Annotated in this window: 20 protein-coding genes; all 20 read left to right on the top strand. The window is 34.2% G+C overall.

The genetic code is table 11. The features are described 5' to 3' along the window. Positions 1-12: 12 nt before the first annotated feature. The 20 genes from B3603_RS20835 (at position 13) to B3603_RS20740 (ending at position 15,354) form a co-directional block, all read left to right on the top strand. The gene (locus B3603_RS20835; protein WP_291568557.1) at positions 13-1,170 is read left to right on the top strand and encodes a phage portal protein; all 1,158 of its coding nucleotides are present in this window, start codon (positions 13-15) and stop codon (positions 1,168-1,170) included. Positions 1,171-1,215: 45 nt separating this feature from the next. Next, the gene (locus B3603_RS20830; RefSeq protein WP_291568555.1) at positions 1,216-1,962 is read left to right on the top strand and encodes a head maturation protease, ClpP-related; all 747 of its coding nucleotides are present in this window, start codon (positions 1,216-1,218) and stop codon (positions 1,960-1,962) included. A 29-nt stretch (positions 1,963-1,991) separates the two neighbouring features. After that, entirely contained in the window at positions 1,992-3,203 is a 1,212-nt protein-coding gene (locus tag B3603_RS20825; RefSeq protein WP_291568552.1) for a phage major capsid protein, read from the top strand. 50 nt (positions 3,204-3,253) lie between these two features. After that, complete coding sequence (locus tag B3603_RS20820) at positions 3,254-3,523, top strand: head-tail connector protein (RefSeq protein ID WP_349676837.1); 270 nt, start codon at positions 3,254-3,256, stop codon at positions 3,521-3,523. After that, positions 3,513-3,869, top strand: coding sequence for a phage head closure protein (locus tag B3603_RS20815; protein WP_291568550.1), 357 nt, complete (start codon positions 3,513-3,515; stop codon positions 3,867-3,869). The genes B3603_RS20820 and B3603_RS20815 overlap by 11 nt, the downstream gene beginning before the upstream one ends. Further along, entirely contained in the window at positions 3,856-4,242 is a 387-nt protein-coding gene (locus B3603_RS20810; RefSeq protein WP_291568547.1) for an HK97-gp10 family putative phage morphogenesis protein, read from the top strand. Before B3603_RS20815 ends, B3603_RS20810 begins: the two co-directional genes overlap by 14 nt. Beyond that, positions 4,239-4,583 carry a hypothetical protein gene (locus tag B3603_RS20805; RefSeq protein ID WP_291568545.1) on the top strand — a complete coding sequence of 115 codons (345 nt, stop codon included), beginning with the start codon at positions 4,239-4,241 and terminating at the stop codon, positions 4,581-4,583. Before B3603_RS20810 ends, B3603_RS20805 begins: the two co-directional genes overlap by 4 nt. Further along, complete coding sequence (locus B3603_RS20800) at positions 4,583-5,179, top strand: major tail protein (RefSeq protein ID WP_291568543.1); 597 nt, start codon at positions 4,583-4,585, stop codon at positions 5,177-5,179. Before B3603_RS20805 ends, B3603_RS20800 begins: the two co-directional genes overlap by 1 nt. Before the next feature lie 59 nt (positions 5,180-5,238). Then, on the top strand, positions 5,239-5,799 hold the full coding sequence (locus tag B3603_RS20795) for a hypothetical protein (RefSeq protein ID WP_291568541.1): 561 nt from the start codon (positions 5,239-5,241) through the stop codon (positions 5,797-5,799). Between the two features lie 69 nt (positions 5,800-5,868). Then, positions 5,869-6,252 (top strand): hypothetical protein, encoded by a 384-nt coding sequence (locus tag B3603_RS20790; protein ID WP_291568538.1) that lies wholly within the window; start codon positions 5,869-5,871, stop codon positions 6,250-6,252. 8 nt (positions 6,253-6,260) lie between these two features. Then, on the top strand, positions 6,261-6,437 hold the full coding sequence (locus B3603_RS20785) for a hypothetical protein (RefSeq protein WP_291568536.1): 177 nt from the start codon (positions 6,261-6,263) through the stop codon (positions 6,435-6,437). Positions 6,438-6,449: 12 nt separating this feature from the next. Beyond that, on the top strand, positions 6,450-8,447 hold the full coding sequence (locus tag B3603_RS20780) for a phage tail tape measure protein (protein WP_291568535.1): 1,998 nt from the start codon (positions 6,450-6,452) through the stop codon (positions 8,445-8,447). A 3-nt stretch (positions 8,448-8,450) separates the two neighbouring features. Continuing rightward, positions 8,451-10,256 carry a DNRLRE domain-containing protein gene (locus tag B3603_RS20775; protein WP_291568532.1) on the top strand — a complete coding sequence of 602 codons (1,806 nt, stop codon included), beginning with the start codon at positions 8,451-8,453 and terminating at the stop codon, positions 10,254-10,256. Beyond that, positions 10,249-11,364, top strand: coding sequence for a hypothetical protein (locus tag B3603_RS20770; protein WP_291568529.1), 1,116 nt, complete (start codon positions 10,249-10,251; stop codon positions 11,362-11,364). Before B3603_RS20775 ends, B3603_RS20770 begins: the two co-directional genes overlap by 8 nt. A 15-nt stretch (positions 11,365-11,379) precedes the next feature. Further along, entirely contained in the window at positions 11,380-11,628 is a 249-nt protein-coding gene (locus B3603_RS20765; protein ID WP_291568527.1) for a hypothetical protein, read from the top strand. Between the two features lie 11 nt (positions 11,629-11,639). Next, positions 11,640-13,682 (top strand): BppU family phage baseplate upper protein, encoded by a 2,043-nt coding sequence (locus B3603_RS20760; RefSeq protein WP_291568525.1) that lies wholly within the window; start codon positions 11,640-11,642, stop codon positions 13,680-13,682. 1 nt (position 13,683) lies between these two features. Next, positions 13,684-13,896: a hypothetical protein gene (locus tag B3603_RS20755; RefSeq protein WP_291568523.1), complete on the top strand. Its 213-nt coding sequence runs from the start codon at positions 13,684-13,686 to the stop codon at positions 13,894-13,896. A 69-nt stretch (positions 13,897-13,965) separates the two neighbouring features. Then, complete coding sequence (locus tag B3603_RS20750) at positions 13,966-14,385, top strand: phage holin family protein (protein ID WP_291568521.1); 420 nt, start codon at positions 13,966-13,968, stop codon at positions 14,383-14,385. A gap of 2 nt (positions 14,386-14,387) precedes the next feature. After that, positions 14,388-15,125 (top strand): N-acetylmuramoyl-L-alanine amidase, encoded by a 738-nt coding sequence (locus B3603_RS20745; protein ID WP_291568520.1) that lies wholly within the window; start codon positions 14,388-14,390, stop codon positions 15,123-15,125. A 103-nt stretch (positions 15,126-15,228) separates the two neighbouring features. After that, positions 15,229-15,354: a hypothetical protein gene (locus B3603_RS20740; protein ID WP_291568517.1), complete on the top strand. Its 126-nt coding sequence runs from the start codon at positions 15,229-15,231 to the stop codon at positions 15,352-15,354. Positions 15,355-15,498: the final 144 nt, after the last annotated feature.

Below are 15,498 nucleotides of genomic sequence, written 5' to 3'. Positions count from 1 at the left end.
GGGGGTGAATAAATGGTATTAACGGATTGGTTTAGAAAGCTTTTTAATAAGCATGGTGGGTCTATTGAGTTAGATGCATATTGTCGTGATATAGCTACAGAGATATTTTTCAGAGAATTAGCAGTTCAGTCATGTATAAATCTAATAGCAGCAGCTATATCACAAAGCGAATTTATAACCTTTGACAAGGGAACCGAAACAAAAGGGTCTAACTATTATTTATTTAATATAGAACCTAATCAGAATTACAATTCGGCTGAATTTTGGTCGAAAGTAATTTCGAAAATGGTCTATGAGAATGAGGCTCTAGTGGTACAAACTAATAATATGTTTTATGTCGCTGACTCATGGAATATTGAAAAGTATGCTTTAAAAGAGAATGTATATAAAAGTGTAGTAGTTGATGGTTATGAATTATCTGATACATTTTACGAAAATCAGGTATTACGGTTCAAGCTCCATGACAGCAGAATTAGTATGATCGTAAACGGCATATATGAAAGCTATGGAAGTTTAATAGCTTATTCACGTGATAATTATAAACGTAGCAATGCTAAAAGAGGGGTGTTAGATGTTCCGACTAGCTACCCACAAACACCAAAACATCAACAAGAATTACAAGACTTGTTAGGAAATAAGTTTAAAAAGTTCTTTGAAGCAGAAGGTGGAGCGGTAGTTCCATTAACTAATGGGATTAAGTATACTGACTTATCCAGTACAGGGTATAAAGGGAGCATAGACTCCAGGGACATAAGACAATTAGTTGATGATATATTCGATTTTGTGGCTATGGGGTTTCAAATACCACCACAACTATTAAAAGGCACTGTTGCTGATACAGATGGTGTAATTAATACTTTCTTGACGTTTAGAGTTAATCCTATAGCTGACATAATAACTACAGAAATTAACAGGAAATATTATAAGAAAGAAGCTTATTTACAAAAGAGCTATGTTAAATTAGACACAACAAGAATTAAAGTATTAAGCATCAAGGAAATGGCTTCATCATTAGATATATTGTTTAGATCAGCAGTAAACACAATCAATGACAACTTAAGAATGATTGGTAGAGAACCTATAAATGAAGAATGGGCAAATGAGAGATTCATAACTAAAAATTATCAATCAGTTGAGGAATTTAGAGGAGGGTTAGATAGTGAAAATTAAAAGACACTATTAAATTAATTGAATCCATAGAAGGTGGTGAGAAAATTGAAAAAATATTATTCTTTAGTACAAAACAATAATGAAGCAGATATTTATATTTATGGTGATATAACTTCTTGGCCATGGGCAGAGAGCGATGTATCAAGCTATAATTTATCGAGAAGGCTACAGGAATTACAAGATGTGGATTATATTAATGTTTATATCAATTCTTATGGTGGAGAAGTAGGAGAGGGGTTAGCTATTAGCAATGAATTAAAAAGGCATAATGCAAAAATAAGAACTTATGCTGATCCATTTGCTTGCAGTATAGCATCAGTTATATTTTCAGCAGGAGATGAAAGAATTGTTTACGATACATCTTTATTGATGATTCATAATGCTTGGACTACAGCCGCCGGGAATGCTAAGGATTTCAGAAAACAGGCTGATGATCTAGAGAAAATAACTAAAGCTTCAATTAATGCTTATATGAACATAGTTAATATAACAGAGGAAGAATTAAGAGAACTACTAGACAATGAAACTTGGTTAAATGCAGAAGAAGCACTGAAAATGGGATTCGCTACATCTATTATAGCTGATAGTGTAAGCAATAAGGCTAGTCAAAATGTAAAAAGAGGGCTTATGACTATGATAAAGCAAAGTGAAAAAGAAAAACTAGATCAAGTTGTACAAGAAACTAAAGAAGAAACTCAAGAAGAGCAACAAGTTGAAGAAACACAAGAAGAACCTAAAGAGCAAGAAAAAGAAAATAAAGTATTAAATTTGATAGCGGCATTGTACCGCTAATTTTTATTTTAAAAGGAGAGATTGATATTATGATAAACCTAGATGCACAAAACCAAAAGAAAGCAGAAATTATGCAAAAATTATCCCAAGCAGCAACGGAAGGTAATCAAGAAGAGTTTGCAAAAGCATTTACAGACTTTGCAGAGAATATTCACCAATCTGTGTTGCAAGAAGCGAGAGGCGTAATGAATGCAGTTGATACACAAGTATTAGCTAACAGAGGAGTTAGGCAATTAACATCCGAAGAAAATAAATATTACCAAAAAGTAATCGAGGCGATGAGATCTAATAATCCACAACAAGCATTAACAAGCCTAGACGTAGTGATGCCTAAAACTGTAATAGATGATGTCTTTACTGATTTAACAACAAGCCACCCATTGCTAGATGCTATTGACTTCCAAAATGCAGGAGCAGTTACAGAGTGGTTGTTAAATGCAAATACCGACCAATTAGCTACGTGGTCACCACTTTGCGCTGAAATCATAAAAGAATTAACTTCTGGATTTAAGAAGATTGACTTACAACAAAATAAACTTTCTGCATTCTTACCTGTATGTAAAGCAATGTTGGATTTAGGGCCAGCATGGTTAGATAGATATGTTAGAACAATTCTATCTGAAGCTTTATATCTAGGTTTAGAAGATGGTGTTTTAAACGGCAAAGGTCAAACTGCTAACCTACATGAACCTATTGGAATGAGAAAGAATTTAGCGGGTTCAATAGACCAAACAAATGGATATCCCGACAAAACTAAAGTTAAATTAAATTCATTAGACCCTATTTCTTACGGAAATTTATTAGCTACACTTACAGAAACAGAGAATGGACACACTAGAGTGGTTGAAAGTGTTATATTAGTTGTAAATCCAAAGGACTATTTGAAAAAGATAATGCCAGCAACTACACCAAGGAGTGCAGATGGAACATATACAATGAATGTATTCCCATTCCCTACAACGGTTATTCAATCTTCCAGAATAGCAGAGAATGAAGCAATAATTGGTCTTGGGAAGAGATATTTAATGGCAGCCGGAACAGGTAAGAGTGGCAAAATTGAATTCTCTGATGAATATAGATTCTTGGAAGACGAAAGAATCTACTTAACAAAATTCTATGGACATGGACAACCAAAGGACAACAATTCCTTCATTCTTCTCGATATAACCAATCTAAAACCAACTGTACAGCAAGTATATGTTACAAATGCAGCTGAATTTCCAGGTGGTACTAAAGCATAAATAAAAGGGGCTTAATTGCCCTTTATTTTTTTAGAATAAGTAGGTGATTTATTATATTAGAAGAAGTAAAGAGTTACCTTAAAATAACATGGAATTCAGAAGATAAGGACATAACAGGGTATATTAACAGAGGCAAGAATTATCTGCAAGGGTTAACAGGTACAGAGTTAGACTTTTCAGTGGAAGACCTTCCAAAGAGTTTATTAATGGACTATTGTAGGTACGCTTACAATAATGGGTTGGAGTACTTTGAAGAGAATTTTCAAAGTGAAATTCTAAGACTCCAGCTAATGGAGGGGGTGAAAACGCTTGAAGGATAAACGTCAAGTTACGTGGGATTTAGAAAAACCCTTGCATGACCACATAATTATAAAAACACGAAAAGAAGTTGATGGCCCTGTTCAACCACTTGAACCAGAGTATGATATTTTCACGGAGTTATGGTCAAAGAAAGAACATCTAAGAGGCAAGGAGTTTTGGGCAGCTAAAGCAGTTAACGCCGAAAACTCAGTAAAATTTTATATTAGATATAGAACAGATATTAACACAGAAATGAAGCTATTAAGTGAAGAAACTTTATATGATATTAATGCAGTTTATCCATTAGATAACTCTAAGATGTGGACTATAATTCTAGCAAGTGAGGTGAAGAATGTCGGCATTTAAAGTAAACGATGACCAATTTGATGTAACTATAGGTAAGTTGCCAACTGAAAGCATAGAAGTACAAAAGAGAATTTTAAGAAAAGGGGCTAATGCATTAAGAAAAAATGTAAAAAAGAACTTAAAGAGAAGTAAAATAAGTAAAACTGCTTATAAGCATATGGTAGATGATATACAAGTTAGCGTAAGGAAAGATAAAGATGGTGATTATGTAGCAAGAGTAAGAGGTGGCAAAAAGACTGGCCGTAAGTGGCATCTAGTGAATGATGGAACTTACAAGACAGATGCCACACACTTCATGGATAGAAGCATTGCGGAAAGCGACGCAGAGATAGAAGCTATTATAGATGAAGAGTTAAGTAGGTGGTTAGGATGATTAATACAGTATATGAAACCCTTAAACCTTTAGGAATACCAATAGAATGGCAAACACGCCCTAAAATAGGAGATTGCGGTCACGCAGTCTCTTTTCATTTTTTTGATGAAGGCGGTCTTCTGTATGGAGACGGAGAAGAAGAACTAGAGGGCGGAACTTGTCAGATAGATATTTTCTCTACGACGGACTACACCCAACTAGCAAAACAAATTAAGAAGCTAATGAAAGCAAAAGGGTTTGTACCCGACTCAATGCAAGCTGACACCATTGAGGATATTGGGTCTATGAAGCTTTACCACAAAGTAATGACTTTTAGTTATATAGAAAGTGAGGTAATGTAATGGCAGCAGAAGTTAAAAAAACAGCAAGAATAAATGTTAAGAATATGGTGTATGCAATCCTAACAAAAGATGATACACAAACTGTTGAATATGGGCCAGTTAAACCATTTGCAAAAGCAATGCAGATACAAGTTACACCAAGTGTTTCGAGCGGAACACTTTACGGTGATGGAATTAAGCAAGAAGTAATCGGAAAACTTACAGGTCTTACAGTAGTGGCAGACATAAACAAATTGCCTATTGATGTAAGAACAGAAATACTAGGGATTACCTACGAAAATGGAGTTGCAACGGATAAAGCTGGAGACGAAGCAAAAGAAATTGCTCTAGGCTATCTAGTAGAGCAAACAGGAGACACTGACGAATATATATGGCTACTTAAAGGCAGACCTCAACCGTATGCAAGTACGGTGCAACAACAAACGGATAACATAAACTTTAGCACAGACTCGGTGACAATTGAGTTTGTACCACGCGAACATGATGAAGAAATACGAAAATTTGCAGACAGTGCTGACCTTGCATTCACAAAGGAAATGCAAGACAAATGGTTTTTAAGTGTTCCAGGGAGTACTGGTGTAGATTTAGGTAAATAAAATAAACCCTATCCTTTACTTTAAACTTATTGTAAAATTTAAGTAAGGGAGGGGATTTTATGAAAGGCAACATAGATAATAAAACACCAGATAGAGATAATAAGAAAACATCAAAAGTTTTTAATACTATTATGATTGTATCGGCGGCAATAATTGTTATCTCTATTACAGTGATAATTATTGTAACAGTTCGTTATAATAATATAACAAGGAGAGATAAACTAAACTTGGATCAGTATATAGCAGTTACAGCGATTGATACACTTGGAGGAAACAGCAGTAGGAAAAATATAGTTACAGACCTCAAGACAAATGAAACTGAGAAAACGGTATTTTTAACTATGTATAAATATAGCAGTGAAAGATGTATACTAGAAACAATAAAAATGATGAAGGAACTAGTAAATGATACTGAATTTATGAATATGCCACAAGATAATATTTCCTTTCAGTGGGTGATGAATGTAGTGGATTCTTATGGGAATGTAAGACCAGAAGTTGGATGCATTATAACAATTAAAAAAGAGGATTTTAAAAAAATAAAATGGGACACTGTAACAACAGATGGAATAAGAAATGTAGCAAGTAAATTTTGGGCTAGTCAGCTGCTTGAAGAATAATTAAATAGTAGATTTAAAGCACTTACTTTATGTAGGTGCTTTTATTATGCCCAGAAACAAGGAGGAAGTATGAAAGTTAAAGTATCGAAAGTTAAACCTATATATCCGCTAGTGATGGAGTTTGAAGACGGAACAACAAAAAAGGCAGCCTTTGGAGTGGAGACGTTCTTATTATTACAGGAAGAATACGGGGATTTAACTGTATTATCAGAAATGTACAAAACAGAACCTTATACACTTGCGTCCATGATATTACATTGTGGAATGAAAGTTATGGATTTTACAGTGGAATACGAAGAAGCGCAAGCTATAATTGTTGGCGGCGGTATAGATATGGTCAATGTTGTTCTTGGAAAAGTTATAGAGAGCCATGAAATGGATGAAGAACTATTAAAAAAAAAGATACAACGAGAAGTGGACAGAAACATGTTGATGAAGGCAACAATGCAATAGATTATGATTTGTTATACTACAAATTTTGCATAGAACTAAAAAGAAGTGAAGAGGAATATTTACGTTCGAGTGTAGCTAAAGTTATGACGGTTTTATTAATGCATGAACAAATTCAAAATAATGAGTATCAATTCGGAGAACCGGAGGTTATAAATAGCATGAAAGATATACCTGGATTCGTATAGAGGAGGTGTGAAATGGCAGGCTTTAAAGGATATAGACGTTCGATTGTCCTGGACTTCAATTACGACAGTGTTAAAGCAGGAGTATCGGGTACTAGTAAACAAATGGCACTTCTGAACTCAGAGTTCCGTAAACAAATGGAACAGGCTAGCAAAACAGGGAGTGCGGTTGATAAGCTAGGATTACAATATGACCATGCTGTACAGAAAATGAACATACAGAAAGATAAGGTGGCAATTCTTAGGCAACAATTAAATGAGTTAACTAATGCTGAAAATAAGAATGCGAAAGCTATCGCAAATAAAAGAATAGAGCTTAACAACGCTGAAACTGCTATGAGCAAAATGGAAACGGAAGTTAAGGATTTAAGCAGGGAATTAGAATTTCAAAATACTAGAATGGGCCAAGCTAGAACAGCAGCACAAGACTTCAGTTCATCAATGGAAAGTGTAGGATTAAGCCTTGATGATGTTGGTAGTAAAATGCAAATGGTTGGCGGTATAATGGCAACTGTTGGAGCCGCAGCTATCAAATTTCAAGCCGATTTTGCTAAAAACATGGCCATGGCGCGCACGATAATGGATGAGAGTTCAGTATCTTTTAAAGATATGGGCAAAGAGGTGCTTCAAATATCAGCTGACTTTAACGTTGCGAGTACAGAAGTAGCTGAGGGATTGTATAATACTTTATCTTCTGGAATACAATCAAGTGAAGCTATAGGGTTATTAACTGATGCTACTAGACTATCAAAGGTAGGATTTACAGAAAACGCTGTTGCGGTTGATATTTTAACTACTCTTATAAACTCATATGGATTAAGTGTAAAGGATTCAACTAAACTAGTAGACCAATTAGTTAAAACTCAAGAAGTTGGTAAAATAACAGTAGGAGAATTAGGAGAGTCGTTCGGTCGTATAGCAGGGCTCGCAGCACAGGCACAAGTTCCTATAATAGATTTATTTGCGGCTATTGCTACAATGACACAAAGTGGTATAGACTCAGCGCAGGCTATAACTGGATTAAGAGGTATATTGTCAGCAGTAATTAACCCGACTGCTGAAGCTAGAAAAGAGGCTAAAAAACTTGGGTTACAATTCAATGAGACTGCATTAAAAACAAAAGGCCTAAGCGGATTTCTCGAAGATGTAAACAAAAAGACTAGAGGGAACACGGAATCTGTAGGAAACTTATTCGGTAATATTAATGCATTAAATGGCGTGCTTGTATTAACAGGTAGCGGAGCTGATATGTACAAGGAAAGTATGGACAAAATCGCAAACTCTACAGGGTTTGCAGATCAAGCACTAGAGAAAATTACAACACCAGCTGAAGAATTTAGTGCGGCAGTTAACAGACTAAAGATTAAACTTACAGAGCTTGGAGAGTGGTTTGATCCTGTAGTTAAAATCGCCGCTGTATTCGTTGATGTTATAGCTGCTATACCTAAACCATTGCTAGCAGTTGTAGCTATAGCAGGAACGTTAACTCTAGTGTTGGGGAGTATAGCTAAGATAATATCGAGTGTATCTAAGATGACAGGGGTATTTAATCAAACTTTTGGAGGTTTAAACTTAACTCTTGCTAAGACTGCATTGATAATTATAGGAGTATCAGCAGCGATTGCAGGGTTACTTGCTATGATTAACATATTGATAGGTAGAGGAGAACAGGTCAACCAGACTATGAACACTATGTCTAACAGTATGACAGGGCAAGCGGATAAGATGAGGAACACAATTAATCAAACTGGGCAAGGAGCTTATAGACAAATAGCTGGTAGCCATGCCACAGGTATAAAGCGAGTACCTAGAGATAGATATGTCGCAGAACTACACGAAGGAGAAGCGGTAATACCTAAAAGCCAAAACCCTTATATAAATGGTAATGGTGGCTTTGGTGGAGGGGACAATATTTATATAACCATAGACGCCAAAAACGTAGAAGAATTTAATTCTGTCGTTCGTATGGCTAAGGAATATAAACAAACTGCGAGGGCTTATGGAAGGGGGTAAAATATGGCTACAAAACGTTATACAATCAAAGCTGATACCTATATTGATGGAGATAGAGTTGGAGGTGGATATGGTTCTAGTAACACTAATTATAATGGACGTAATTATCTTGAAAGCGGAGAGCGACAAGAAAGCAACGGAGATAAATCTTACAGAAGTATATTATTAGATGTTGATTTTAGTGATTTAAGATTTAAAAATATCGAATATATAGAACTTAATATGTATAGCCAATCATTAACTGATAATGATTATAGTGAGTTCAGAGTTTTTGGGATATCTTCATCTTGGAATGTAAATACTGTAACATCTAAAAACATACCATCTTTAAATTTAGAAAACACAGAGAATAGAAATAGGCTTGCAAGAGTTGAGAATGGTCTAGCGAATAGATGGAAAAAGACGAGAATATGGAATGAAATGGCCATAGATATGCAGATTAATTCCGAATTAAAATATGGGATGTTTTTAGAAGGAAGTAATGGTTCATTTGACCAATCTAGATTTGATATTTGGGGAAGCTCTGAAAGTGGTTATATTCCGTACATTGATGTATTTTATGAGGATGCTATACCTTTAAAACCTACACTATATAACCCTATAAATATATATGTTAATAACCAAGAAAACGTAATATTTGAATGGAAATATAATACTGGCATAAAAGACAGGAAACTTGGATTATTAGATAAGCAACATGGCGTTGAAATTAGAATTAAGCATGAATTAGGTAATTGGTATACTGCTTATTCTAGTTCAACTTATTCTCAACAAGAAATATCATTAACGTCAACGCAACACAAACTTGAAACAGGGAAAAATGAATGGCAAATAAGGACTTCTAATATATATGGCGAATGGTCACCTTGGTCTGAGGCTGTATCATTCAATGCCTTAGGGTTACCCAAAGCTCCAGTTGTAACTGTTGTTCAAGAAGGCGCTAGACCGATTGTTACATGGACTGCGACATATCAACAAGTATATCAAGTACAAATATTAAATTCTAAAGGAGAAGTAATTCATGATAGTGGCTCTATTGCATCTTTAAGCAATAAAACTTATAAGGTGCCTATATTCATGGAGAATGGCAATTATACGGCGCGTGTCCGTATAAAGAATGAATTTGACTTGTTCTCTAATTGGGGTACTAAGGTATTTACTATTTCAACTACACCTAAGGAACCATTTAATATAATAATTCAATCCGCAGGTGATTTTACACATATAAGATTTAATGCTAATGGGGATTACTTCTTAATATATCGTAGATTATATGAAGAAAAAGAATTTAAAATAGTAGGACAAACTAAGGAAAATAATTATAAAGACTACGCAATTAAAGGCAATGCAAGATATGTTTACTTTGTCAGAGCTGTATTATCAGAAGAATTTACAGATAGCAAACGAGCCTTAATTGAAACTTATCTTAAATACCCAATACTAGCTAGCGTTAATGACCTATCTAAGGTACTACAGATAAAAAGCAATTTTGATGAACCGTTAAAAAGAAACTACAATTTAATAAATGAAGGTGATTATCTTTATTTTGAGGGCAGACAACACCCCGTTAAGAAGATTAACAACTTTAAAAGAAATTCCTATTCGTTAACATTCTTTATAAGAGAGCAACAATTAAAGCTTGTAGAAGATTTATATAACAGCAATTCTGTTTTACTTTATAGAGATAACTACAAAAAAATATATTGCACCGTAGAAAATGGAATAGATATTCGTAGCACTAATATAGGAGGATACTCAGTACAGATGAATTTAATAGAAACAGACTACAAGGAGGAATTCAATGGTTGATTTAGGTGTTGATGGTTATAGAACACAAGATATAATAGATCAACTGCATTTTAAACATGGTGCAAGAGAAGGTTTTGTAACTGTAGACTTATTAAATAAGTATGATGTTAAAATTGGTGAATTAGATGCAATAAAAGATAGCGGGCATATTCAATTTGATTCTGAAGCGCAAATCCAAAGGGTTGGAAGTGTATCTGTACCAGAAAAGCAATTTAGAGCTATAGACTGGCTTAATGACAGGATAAGACCAATATTTAATTTGAAAATGCCAGACGGAGGTGTGGCAAAATGGAATTTAGGAGTTTTTCTTATTTCCTCACCAAATAGAAAATATAACGGTACACAAGTGATAAGAGAATTAGAATTATTTGACAAAAATCTAATTCTTAGAGAAGACAAAATAACAGAAAGATTATTTTATGATAAAAATAAGAAATACACAGACTTGATAAAGGATATTATAAATAGTGCTGGTATACCGCAAATAGAAATAGAGGACAGTTCATTAGTATTACCCTTGGAAAGAGAATTCGATTTAGGCACACCTAAACTACAAATTATAAATGAACTACTAGAAGAAATTAACTATAAAAAAATATGGGTTGATAATAATGGAGTTTATCAAGTGAATAAGTATATAGAACCTTCAAAAAGAGAGATTGAATATTCTTATCGCTCTGATGATACATCCATAATAACGCCTGATATGGTTGAGGAAATAGACTTGTTTAACGCCCCGAATGTATGGCATGTAACATACTCCAACCCCGAAGCTTTACCTAAAGTTGCGACCTATGAAAATAACTCCTTATCATCCATAACGTCTATACCTAATAGAAACAGAAGGATTGTTAAACTAGAAAAGATAGAGAATATACCCGATCAACAAACCTTGGAGTCTGTTACAAAGCGAATTGCTTACAATGATAGTCAAATATACAGTACATTTACTTTTAGCACATCAATTATGCCACATCACTCGAATGATAATATGTTATTCGTTGATGTTAAAGGCATGGATGTATCTTCTAAATACTTAGAGAAATCATGGCGAATTAATTTTAGCGGCACAATGGAGCATCAATGTAAAAAGATTGTGTATATCTAATACAGGAGGTTATTCATGGACAATACAAAGTTTTTGATGAATATGAAAACAGATGAAGAAAAATATAAACTTGGCGTTATAACTAAAAAATTTACTGGATATGCAAATTATGAAGTTCAGTTTGATGGCGAGACAATCCCAAGTAAAAAGATGTACGGGTATCTTGGTAATGCAGTATTGTCAGTTGGGAAGAGAGTTATTTTAATAAAGATGTCGGGGACATACGTTATATTAGGCTCTATAGATGGAAGAGTCTTTAATTAAGGAGGGATGATATGCAACCAAAAGAGTTTAATATATTATTAGATATAAAACATCCTATGGAACACACAGGAATAGAAGCTGTACAAGGTGATATAAATAGCAACGTATTTACAGTTCAACTAGTTGATGGAACTGAAAATTATGATCTAACAGGGTTAGAGGTAGAATTTTTATTTGCTAAACCTAATGGAAAAGTTAGCAGACAAAAGCAAGATAATGGGACAACCATAAAAGACCCCAAAAACGGAATAGTTGAATGCGTTCTCTCTAAAAATACTATATCAGCACCAGGACGTTGTTATTGTGAAATTAGGGTGAATAAGGATGAACAAATATTAACTAGCACATTGTTTAATTTTTATATAAGGAAAAGTATTTATACAACAGAAGTTGTGGACGTAGGGGACTCAGATGCATTGCAAAAATTACAAGCTCAAATTGGAGATATTAACAACACAAACTTAAATGATGCTATAAGAGGGAAAGCACTTACAGACATGATAATCTGGTTACAAACTAACGCAGGGAAAGCAGGAGTAGGGCTAGAGTTTAAGTGGGACAGAACAAAGCTAGGAGTTAAAAGAGAGGACGAGCAAGAGTATATCTATGTAGACTTACAAGGTGCTCAAGGAGAAAAAGGAGAGCGTGGGGAGCAAGGAGAGCAGGGAATACAAGGCATACAGGGACTACAGGGTATTCAAGGCGAACGTGGTGAGAAAGGTGAAAAAGGTGAACAGGGAGAAAGAGGAGAAAAAGGAGAACCAGGCACAGGAATAAATATAAAAGGTAGTTATGATAGCTTAGAAGAACTACAACAAACACACCCTGTTGGGACAATTGGAGATACTTATATTGTAGGTGAAGATTTATATTTATGGGACGGTACGCAATGGCTTAATGTCGGAAGAATTAAAGGAGAACAGGGAGAACACGGAGAGCAGGGTATTCAAGGAATTCAAGGAGAAAGAGGTTTACAAGGAGAACAGGGCATGCCAGGGAAAGATGGATTACCTGGCGAGGATGGCAAAGACGGTCAAGATGGTAAGTCAGCTTATCAAGTGTGGCTAGATGCAGGGAATACAGGAACAGAAGAAGATTTCTTAAACTCTCTTAAAGGTAAAGACGGAGAAGGTAAAGTTGCTAGTGTTAATGGGAAGATAGGAGAAGTTATTTTAAATGCAGAAGATATTAAAACAAATGATAGCAAAACAGTTGAGAACAAATTAAATGAAAATGAATTGAATATAAATGAGCATAAAAAAGATATAAATGCGCATGGTTTAAAAAGTGACAATATCACTTTAGGTGCAAATTCTTTAAACAATGGTCAGTACGGTATAGCAATTGGGACGCAAGCTGAAACAGCGGTTGCAATAAATAACAACCCAATTTCTATAGGATATAGGGCTAAGTCAACAAGCGCTGGTGCAATATCAATTGGGATGGATGCTAATGCAGGTGGAATCAATAGCATTGCTTTAGGGAGAGATTCAAGCAGCTCAGGGTTATTTGGAATAGCTATAGGTCAAGCAACTAAATCTCTAAATAGCTATGAGGGAGTATTGGGAGTTAGCGGTAATAATTGGATTGTACCAGGTTCGTTTTCCGTTACAGGTACAAAAAACTTTGAAATACCTCATCCGAACCCAAATAAAAAAGCAACTCATAGAATTAGACACGGAGCAGTAGAAAGCCCTACAGCTGGAGATACATTGTATAGATATACTATAGAAGCAACGAAGGATGGACAAATTGTAGAAATGCAGTTACCTGACTACTTTAAATACCTAAATAAAGATGTTGATGTATGGGTGAATGGTTATAAACATTTTGGACGTGGCTTTGGTGAAGTAGTTGGAGATTTATTGAAAGTTACGTGTGAAAAAGAAGGGTTATATAAATGCCTTGTAATAGGTACAAGAAATGATGACAACGTTCAAGATTGGTCAATTAAAGGAGTTGAACGAGAAAATGGAGAGTCTTGGTTAGGTGAGAACTATAATTTTGATATAGAAGAAATTATTGAAATAAAAGAAATTACGGAGGAAATTTAATATGTTAATTATTATAAAGAGTTCAAGCGTTCAATTTAAAAATCCAGTAATAGGGCAACCAACTAGAGCAGTTGAAGAGCATTATAATGGCAGAATAATAACTGCTATCATAGATGGAGAAGATAGAATGTTTAGAATTAAAAAAGAGGAACTAGCATTTTTATGCACAGAAGAAGATATGATTTTAGCTATTGAGAAAAAATTAAATAAATAACTATAATACTAAAGGCAAAGAAACAGACTGTAACAGGTCTTTTTTTATTGCCTATAAGAGAGGTGTAATATGGAAAAAGAAAATTTAATAAAAACAATAGTAGCAAGTATAGGAACTGCTTTTACTTGGCTATTTGGAACATGGGATACTGCAATAGGTATCCTTATTTTATTTATGGTTTTAGACTACATTACGGGATTGTTAAGAGGGTATATAAATAAAGAGCTATCCAGCAATATAGGACTTAAAGGAATAGCGCGAAAGGCAGTAATATTTGTAGTTCTAATTGTGGCAGTAAGCCTTGATAGACTTATAAATACAGAAACGTGGGTGTTTAGAACATTAGTATGTTATTTCTACATTGCTAACGAAGGAATTAGTTTACTAGAGAATTGTGCAACTCTAGGCTTACCAATTCCAGAGAAAATAAAAGAAGCATTATTACAACTTAAAGAAGGAAATAAGAAAGAAATCAGGAAGGAGGAATGAAATTGAAAATAGGTATAGATTATGGACACACTATAAGAGGTTATGATACTGGAGCAATAGGAAATGGACTTAAAGAACAGGACATTACAAGAGAAGTAGGGAAGATAGTTACATCTAAATTAAGAGCTTTAGGACATGCGGTTATAGAATGTGCAATAGATAGTGCAAATAGTGTAAACGAAAGCTTATCCTATAGAGTAAATAAGGCTAATTCTAACAATGTAGATTTATTTATATCCATACATGTAAATGCAGGAGGAGGACAAGGAACAGAAATATATACCTATAATAATGATATATTTACAGAAGCACAGGAAATTTTAAACAACATAACAGCTTTAGGTTTTAATAATAGAGGAATTAAGAACGGGAGCAATTTATATGTAATAAGAAATACAAAAGCTAAAGCAATGTTAATAGAGCTATTCTTTATAGATAGTGCAGATGTGGAGCTATATAAAAAAGTAGGTGCAGAAAGACTGGCTAGTGCGATTGTAGAAGGAGTTACAGGTAAGTCTACGCCTAATAACGATTGGTACTCTTTAGATGGTAAAACTGGCATTGTAACTGCCAAAGACGGTTTAAATGTAAGAGAAGGTAAATCCACCAATAGCAAAATATTATGTGTTTTACAACATGGAGAAAAAATAAGATTATATAGAAAAGAAGGGGATTGGATACACATTTATTATGGATCACATGGTGGTTATATACATGGTGATTATATAGATGTGTTGTAGTGGAAGGTAGTTCTTAACTTAGGTTAGGAGCTGCCTTTTTTTATTTGCTAAAAAGTTCTTTTAATTCTATAATTATAATAAAAAATAAAAAGGAGAGAAAGCAATGAATTGTAAAGATTGTATTTATAAAGAATGTTTCCTAAGAACAGAAGAGGAATTTGAAATCTGTCCTGTAGAAGTCGCTAAACAAAAGTATGAGGAATCTAAAAAAGGCAGCTTAGAAAACTAGGCTACCTTTTTTATTTAATCTATTATTAGGGATACAAACAACCAAAATAGAACATACAAAAACAAAAATAACGTTGAAAAGAATAATACAACTAGTGCGATAGAAACGATCTCTAATAACTCCATAAAATCACCTCTCGTATTT

This window comes from Clostridium sp. UBA2485, from assembly GCF_002341865.1.
GTDB lineage: Bacteria > Bacillota > Clostridia > Clostridiales > Clostridiaceae > Clostridium_J.
The sequence above is the reverse complement of the archived record's forward strand: the minus strand, read 5'-3'. Positions and strand labels throughout refer to the sequence as shown.

Coding starts and splice junctions, on each gene's coding strand:
- B3603_RS20740 (WP_291568517.1), top strand. CDS start 15,229: ATGAATTGTAAAGATTGTATTTATAAAGAATGTTTCCTAAGAACAGAA.
- B3603_RS20755 (WP_291568523.1), top strand. CDS start 13,684: ATGTTAATTATTATAAAGAGTTCAAGCGTTCAATTTAAAAATCCAGTA.
- B3603_RS20835 (WP_291568557.1), top strand. CDS start 13: ATGGTATTAACGGATTGGTTTAGAAAGCTTTTTAATAAGCATGGTGGG.
- B3603_RS20770 (WP_291568529.1), top strand. CDS start 10,249: ATGGTTGATTTAGGTGTTGATGGTTATAGAACACAAGATATAATAGAT.
- B3603_RS20765 (WP_291568527.1), top strand. CDS start 11,380: ATGGACAATACAAAGTTTTTGATGAATATGAAAACAGATGAAGAAAAA.
- B3603_RS20780 (WP_291568535.1), top strand. CDS start 6,450: ATGGCAGGCTTTAAAGGATATAGACGTTCGATTGTCCTGGACTTCAAT.
- B3603_RS20775 (WP_291568532.1), top strand. CDS start 8,451: ATGGCTACAAAACGTTATACAATCAAAGCTGATACCTATATTGATGGA.
- B3603_RS20795 (WP_291568541.1), top strand. CDS start 5,239: ATGAAAGGCAACATAGATAATAAAACACCAGATAGAGATAATAAGAAA.
- B3603_RS20805 (WP_291568545.1), top strand. CDS start 4,239: ATGATTAATACAGTATATGAAACCCTTAAACCTTTAGGAATACCAATA.
- B3603_RS20800 (WP_291568543.1), top strand. CDS start 4,583: ATGGCAGCAGAAGTTAAAAAAACAGCAAGAATAAATGTTAAGAATATG.
- B3603_RS20825 (WP_291568552.1), top strand. CDS start 1,992: ATGATAAACCTAGATGCACAAAACCAAAAGAAAGCAGAAATTATGCAA.
- B3603_RS20760 (WP_291568525.1), top strand. CDS start 11,640: ATGCAACCAAAAGAGTTTAATATATTATTAGATATAAAACATCCTATG.
- B3603_RS20750 (WP_291568521.1), top strand. CDS start 13,966: ATGGAAAAAGAAAATTTAATAAAAACAATAGTAGCAAGTATAGGAACT.
- B3603_RS20790 (WP_291568538.1), top strand. CDS start 5,869: ATGAAAGTTAAAGTATCGAAAGTTAAACCTATATATCCGCTAGTGATG.
- B3603_RS20810 (WP_291568547.1), top strand. CDS start 3,856: ATGTCGGCATTTAAAGTAAACGATGACCAATTTGATGTAACTATAGGT.